At 61.9% G+C, this 6,022-nt stretch carries 8 protein-coding genes; 2 read left to right on the top strand and 6 right to left on the bottom strand.

From position 1 onward, the window contains the following. Nucleotides 1-7: 7 nt before the first annotated feature. The 6 genes from rpsS to rpsJ are packed head-to-tail and all read right to left on the bottom strand — an operon-like array spanning nucleotide 8 to nucleotide 3,012. Nucleotides 8-277, bottom strand: a complete 270-nt coding sequence (rpsS, locus tag XpruCFBP8353_RS13440) for a 30S ribosomal protein S19 (RefSeq protein ID WP_005993369.1) — start codon at nucleotides 275-277, stop codon at nucleotides 8-10. Between the two features lie 6 nt (nucleotides 278-283). Further along, the gene (rplB, locus tag XpruCFBP8353_RS13445; RefSeq protein WP_003486715.1) at nucleotides 284-1,111 is read right to left on the bottom strand and encodes a 50S ribosomal protein L2; all 828 of its coding nucleotides are present in this window, start codon (nucleotides 1,109-1,111) and stop codon (nucleotides 284-286) included. 10 nt (nucleotides 1,112-1,121) lie between these two features. Further along, nucleotides 1,122-1,421 carry a 50S ribosomal protein L23 gene (rplW, locus tag XpruCFBP8353_RS13450; protein WP_002811694.1) on the bottom strand — a complete coding sequence of 100 codons (300 nt, stop codon included), beginning with the start codon at nucleotides 1,419-1,421 and terminating at the stop codon, nucleotides 1,122-1,124. Continuing rightward, nucleotides 1,418-2,023: a 50S ribosomal protein L4 gene (gene rplD, locus XpruCFBP8353_RS13455; protein WP_010371054.1), complete on the bottom strand. Its 606-nt coding sequence runs from the start codon at nucleotides 2,021-2,023 to the stop codon at nucleotides 1,418-1,420. The genes rplW and rplD overlap by 4 nt, the downstream gene beginning before the upstream one ends. Nucleotides 2,024-2,035: 12 nt before the next feature. After that, nucleotides 2,036-2,686 carry a 50S ribosomal protein L3 gene (gene rplC, locus XpruCFBP8353_RS13460; protein WP_005993363.1) on the bottom strand — a complete coding sequence of 217 codons (651 nt, stop codon included), beginning with the start codon at nucleotides 2,684-2,686 and terminating at the stop codon, nucleotides 2,036-2,038. A gap of 11 nt (nucleotides 2,687-2,697) precedes the next feature. Beyond that, on the bottom strand, nucleotides 2,698-3,012 hold the full coding sequence (gene rpsJ / locus XpruCFBP8353_RS13465) for a 30S ribosomal protein S10 (protein ID WP_101363637.1): 315 nt from the start codon (nucleotides 3,010-3,012) through the stop codon (nucleotides 2,698-2,700). A gap of 1,033 nt (nucleotides 3,013-4,045) precedes the next feature. On the opposite strand from rpsJ, the gene XpruCFBP8353_RS13475 reads away from it, so the two are divergent. Beyond that, nucleotides 4,046-4,438 carry a hypothetical protein gene (locus tag XpruCFBP8353_RS13475; protein WP_243391108.1) on the top strand — a complete coding sequence of 131 codons (393 nt, stop codon included), beginning with the start codon at nucleotides 4,046-4,048 and terminating at the stop codon, nucleotides 4,436-4,438. A gap of 404 nt (nucleotides 4,439-4,842) precedes the next feature. Next, nucleotides 4,843-5,517: a secreted signal peptide protein gene (locus tag XpruCFBP8353_RS13480; protein WP_101363639.1), complete on the top strand. Its 675-nt coding sequence runs from the start codon at nucleotides 4,843-4,845 to the stop codon at nucleotides 5,515-5,517. Nucleotides 5,518-6,022 lie beyond the last annotated feature (505 nt).

Raw genomic sequence — 6,022 nt, forward strand, 5'->3', positions numbered from 1 at the left:
TCTCTCCTTACCTGCTCGACTTCTTGTCGCCACCGTGACCCTTGAAGGTCCGGGTGACGGCAAATTCGCCGAGCTTGTGGCCGACCATATTCTCGTTGACGAGCACCGGAATGTGGTTCTTGCCGTTATGCACGGCGATGGTGATGCCTACCATTTCCGGCAGGATCATCGAACGGCGCGACCAGGTCTTGATCGGCTTCTTGCTACCCGCAGCGGACTCCACCTTCTTTGCAAGGTGGTGATCGACGAACGGGCCCTTCTTAAGTGAACGTGCCATGGTCGATTAGCCCCTACGATCGCGGACGATGAACTGCTGGGTGCGCTTGTTCTTGCGCGTCTTGTAACCCTTGGTCGGAACACCCCACGGGGTGACCGGATGCGGATTACCCTGACCAGCCTTGGCTTCACCACCACCGTGCGGGTGATCGACCGGGTTCATGGCCGCACCGCGAACGGTCGGGCGAACACCGCGCCAACGCTTGGCGCCGGCCTTGCCCAACTTCTCGAGGTTGTGCTCGTCGTTGCCGACTTCGCCGATGGTGGCGCGGCACTCGACCGGCACCTTGCGCATTTCGCCCGAGCGCAGACGCAGCGTGGCATAGATGCCTTCACGAGCGACCAGCTGGACGGCTGCACCGGCAGCACGTGCGATCTGAGCGCCCTTACCCGGCTTCAGCTCGATACCGTGAACCGTCGTACCGACCGGAATATTGCGCAGCGGCAGCGTGTTGCCGGTCTTGATCGGTGCGTTGGCACCGGCAATGACCTGGTCGCCAGCCTTCAGGCCCTTGGGGGCGATGATGTAGCGACGCTCGCCGTCGACGTAGCACAGCAGGGCGATATGAGCGGTACGGTTCGGATCGTATTCGATCCGCTCCACACGCGCCGGAATGCCTTCCTTGTTGCGCTTGAAGTCGATGATGCGGTAGTGCTGCTTATGACCGCCACCGACGTGACGCACGGTGATGCGGCCATGGTGGTTACGACCACCGGACTTGCTCTGCGAGTCGAGCAGCGCCGCATGCGGTGCGCCCTTGTGCAGATCGGGAGTGACCACGCGCACGGCGGAACGACGGCCGGGAGAGGTAGGTTTGAACTTCATCAATGGCATGGGATGGACCTCAGGCCTTGGCCGTTACGTCGATGGACTGACCATCAACCAGGCGGACGTACGCCTTGCGCCAATTGCCACGGCTGCCAGCACGGTTACGGAAGGACTTGCTCTTGCCCTTGACGTTGACCACGTTGACTGCCTTGACCTTGACGTCGAACAACTGCTCAACCGCGGCCTTTACATCGGCCTTGGTGGCTTCGTTCGAAACTTCGAAGACATACTGGTTGGAGATTTCCTGCAGGCGCGCGGTCTTTTCGGAGACTCGCGGAGCACGCAGCACGCTGAAGATTTTTTCGTTGCTGCTCATGCCAGCCACTCCTCGACCTTCTTGACCGCATCGGCGGTGATCACGACCGTATCGGCCCCGACCAGAGCGACCGGATCCAGACCCTGCACGTCACGCACCTGCACATACGGCAGATTGCGAGCGGACAGATACAGGTGCTCGGAAGCCTCCTCGGTGACGATCAGCGGGCGCTTGCCCACGTCCAGTCCCTTGAGCTTTTCGATCAGGCCCTTGGTCTTGGTCGCTTCGAGGTCGAACGCGTCCACGATCATCAGACGGCCCTGACGGTTCAGCTCGGAGAAGATCGCGCAGATGGCCGCACGGTACATCTTGCGGTTGACCTTCTGCTCGAAGCTGCGCGGCTTGGCCGCGAAGGTCACGCCGCCGCCGACGAAGATCGGAGCCGTCAGCGCGCCATGACGCGCACCGCCGCCCTTCTGCTTCTTCGACTTCTTGGTCGTGCCCGCAACTTCCGAACGCGTCTTCTGTGCCTTGGTACCGGCGCGGCCGGCGTTGCGATACGCGACGACGACCTGGTGAACCAGATCTTCGCTGAATTCGCGACCGAACACGGCATCGGAGACCGAGACCTTGTTGTTGCTACCCGTGATAACGAGTTCCATCGTCATCTCTCCTTATGCCTTGCTCGCCGGACGGACGATCACGTCGCCACCAGCTGCGCCAGGCACGGCGCCGCGGATAGCAATCAGACCACGCTCGACGTCGACCTTGACCACTTCCAGGTTCTGCGTGCTTTGCTGCACGGCGCCCATGTGGCCCGACATCTTCTTGCCCGGGAAAACGCGACCCGGGGTCTGGCGCTGACCCAACGAACCCGGCGCGCGATGCGACAGCGAGTTACCGTGAGTTGCATCGCCCATACGGAAGTTGTAGCGCTTGATGGTGCCCTGGAAACCCTTACCCTTGGTGACGCCCTGGACGTCGACCTTCTGGCCGACCTCGAAGATGTCCGCCTTGATTTCGCCGCCGACGGCGAAATCGCCGAGCTGGGCATCTTCAACGCGGAATTCCCACAAGCCACGCCCCGCTTCGACCTTCGCCTTGGCGAAGTGACCGGCGGCCGGCTTGTTGACCAGTGCGGCGCGACGCGCGCCAACGGTAATCTGCACTGCGCTGTAACCGTCGGTTTCAACGGTCTTGATCTGCGCGATGCGGTTCGGAGTTGCTTCGATCAGCGTGACCGGTACCGAGCGGCCGTCTTCAGTGAAGACGCGGCTCATACCAGCCTTGCGGCCCACGAAGCCCAACGAATATTTCTTCGTCATGGTCGTAGCCCTCAGGTCAGCTTGATCTGGACGTCGACGCCAGCCGCGAGTTCGAGCTTCATCAGCGCGTCCACGGTCTTGTCGTTCGGGTCGACGATATCGAGCACACGCTTGTGCGTGCGGGTTTCGTATTGGTCACGCGCATCCTTGTCGGCATGCGGGGATACGAGGATGGTGTAACGTTCGATCTTGGTCGGCAACGGGATCGGGCCACGCACTTGCGCGCCGGTCCGCTTTGCCGTTTCGACGATCTCGCTGGCCGAACGGTCGATCAAACGATGATCGAACGCCTTCAGCCGAATCCGGATCTTTTGCTGTTCCGACATGACGGAAGATTCCTTCATTAAAAGAGCGACGGGCAAGGCCTCTGGGATACCTGCCCCGATATTCCTGACGTTGGTGAAATCGCTGCGCATCCTGCAAGCGAGGGCATTTCCTCCGCCCAAAAACTGAGGCAGACCGGTAAACCGGCCTGCCCAGACGGAAAAGTATAGCGCGCAACAAGAGCACCGTCAACAACGCGTGAGTTGTTGAGTGCTCCATGCAACGCGACCTTCCCGGTCTGGCGAACACGAGCGGCGTCCTGCCGTTCTTTTCGCTGTATCTCAGCGCCCTACCCAGGGACACCGAGCCGCGCATTTTAGCGCTCCGCTGAGGCGCGTGCAAGCGCCCTCACCTATCTCAACTAAGCCCATGGCGCCCCCCGGCAGATGGACGGCACTCCCTGGCGCCCAACCTTCATCGCCTAGCCGATTGGATGGGTTTCCAGGCGAAAGCTGAACGTGAAATCGCTCGGCGAGGTGACATCGCCGCACCATCGAACCCCCTCAGACATCCAGCAGGCCGGCTGACGCCGCCGGAAATATCGCGGCAACGGCGAAAGGGTCGCGAAAGCTGGGCCTGCCAGAGTCAGCCGGGCCGACCTCCACCACGCTGATGAACGGCGATCACCACAGGACCGGATCGGCGCGGCACTCATGACGGAACGATGAGATCGGGGGAGTGCGACATGGAAAGTTCGCTTTTCCGCGCGGCAAGGTGCTCGATTCCCCCAGCCAGGCGTGGCTGGAGACAGTCAGACTTGCCACTTCTGAACGCCGTGCATGTCGGCACCAGAGGCGCGGGCTCTGACAACGCGCAAGCGCTGGGGAATGCCGCGATGAACGATCCCAATGTCGGCTACGTGGAAGGCCGTGCCGGCACTCATCCGATCGCGTCCCAGCGCGGACTGGCCCGCGGCCAGCCGAGAAACTGGCGATACGACGCACGCACATATCAGCGTCTTCAAGTAACGGACATCCCCTCTCCCAAGTTGGAGATGCTCCAACTCGGGAAACAATCCCCTCACGGAGATCTTCCATGAAGTTCCTCTGCCAGCCCCGCCTGTTCGTGATGCTATTTCTCACCATCGCCGTACAAGGTTCACTGCAGGCGATGCAGCCCGCGCCATCCAATGAAGCGGAGCAGGCGCTCGCTTATGTCTTGAAGAACGACAGCGTGCTCTCAAGGACTTTCGGCGCATGCCCGGATCTCACCTTCAAGCGCACCCAGGCGAAGGCGAGCAAGGCCTTCCTCATCGAAGGGACCTGCAACGTCAAGGACAACCCCGAGGAAGATGCGGACTGTCCCGCCTACCAGGTTCGCGCCACCGGGACGATCGACACGCCCACCCATTGGACAGTCCGCCAGCTGCAATTGACGCTGGCCTGCTCCGGAGAGGGAGCGGCAGCGGCAGCGGCAGCGCAACGCTAACGTTGAGCGAACGGTACGTCGCTTTGCCCTGAAGAGCGAACTCGCCGACGCCGCCCGCGACCCTGCAATGCAACACATCGACAGCCATCCCGTCTCGTCGTCCTGCGACCACCCACAACATCGACGCGGCAATGCTCTCCGACGGCCGCTACGCATCCATGCGTCTACTTGCACATCTATCGTCTCGCTGCCTGCGCATTACACAACGCAGCAACAGTGACACTGAGCGCGCGCTGCTTGTCGTCGCAGCGCACCACAGGATCGGTTCGAATATGTAGTCAGGAGCAGTGCGACCGAATAAACCAAAGCGAGGCCGTTTTTTCGCCGCATACCTTTAAAGCTACTACGAGGCGGGGAGCGCTCCCTGCCTCGTTCTTGCACGATCCCACCATCGGAAAGTCCTCATGTCCCAGTCCTCCCCTTTGTTGTTCGGCCTGTTGCTCGTCGGCCTGGTTGTCCCGCAGTCGCAGGCGGCCGGCAACGATGGCATGGCCTGCACGCGCGCGTTGCACCAGGCGTTTGCGACCTCCGCCAACGCAGCCACCCTGCCTATTGCATGCACGCGCATCGGCCCGGTCGCACTTGGAATGCGCAAGCAACAAGTCCTGGCCGCGCTAGGCCAGCCGGACGTCACCCGCACCGATGCGGCAGATCCGGACAGACTTAGCCTGCTGTATCTCTATCCACGCGACTTCAAAGCGCAGCTGGCGCAGCATCCGCGTCCAACCGGCGCGCTCGTCCACAGCGAGCTGGCCGTGGGATTCCGCAATGACCGTGTCAGCAACCTGATTGCCTTCGCCGATCCAAAGGCACCCCTGCCCTTCGACCTGCTCGGCCAGCCGGTCGGCACCCATATCGACCGCATCCTTCCAGCGATCGGCGGCAGCCCACAATGGAACGCCAGCCGCGATTACATCCAGTTCGCCGCGATTCCACTGGGCATCGATGTGGACCCGGATACCTCGGCCATCGTCGGGCTGAACATCGCAACGACCAAACAGGAGTTGGACAACTTCGGCTTGCCTGGCCTGGATCTGCTCAAGGACGCGAAAAGCGGACTGGTCAACGGAGTTCGCTGACCACGACCAGCGTCTGTACGCATGCGGCGCGGCATCCTTTGCAGCCGACTCCCCACCCGCAATCGCGTCGCTGACGCGACCTGCGCAGGCAGCGTTACGGGCGACCGGATGCAGAGACTGCAGGTGGCAGGCACCCTCTTCACCTGGTTAGCCCCGCCGCGGCACTTGCAGCGGCTTGCATCGATCGCGAGTCAGGAGTGTCTACACAACAGGCAATGACCGGCACCAACGGGGCGTTGCACGAATGTTGTTGGACGTCAGGGAAAATAAGACTTCCCGTTGCGGGGGCCCTGCCGAGTGCTCCTGTGCGCATCGGTGCACACGGCCATCAGGCTCGCGGCCCAGGTGTCTCTGCAATGCAGTGCTGCGCTGGTCCCAGTTCTTGGCCAACGCGCAGGCAAAGAAAAAGGCCGGCTTTCGCCGACCCTCTCTTTCGCGTGGCACGGCAGCCGAAGCTGCCGTGCTGCAGGCGTTGCTTACTTGATGATCTTGGCAACCACGCCGG

The organism is Xanthomonas prunicola, assembly GCF_002846205.1.
In the GTDB taxonomy this organism is placed as follows: Bacteria; Pseudomonadota; Gammaproteobacteria; order Xanthomonadales; family Xanthomonadaceae; genus Xanthomonas; species Xanthomonas prunicola.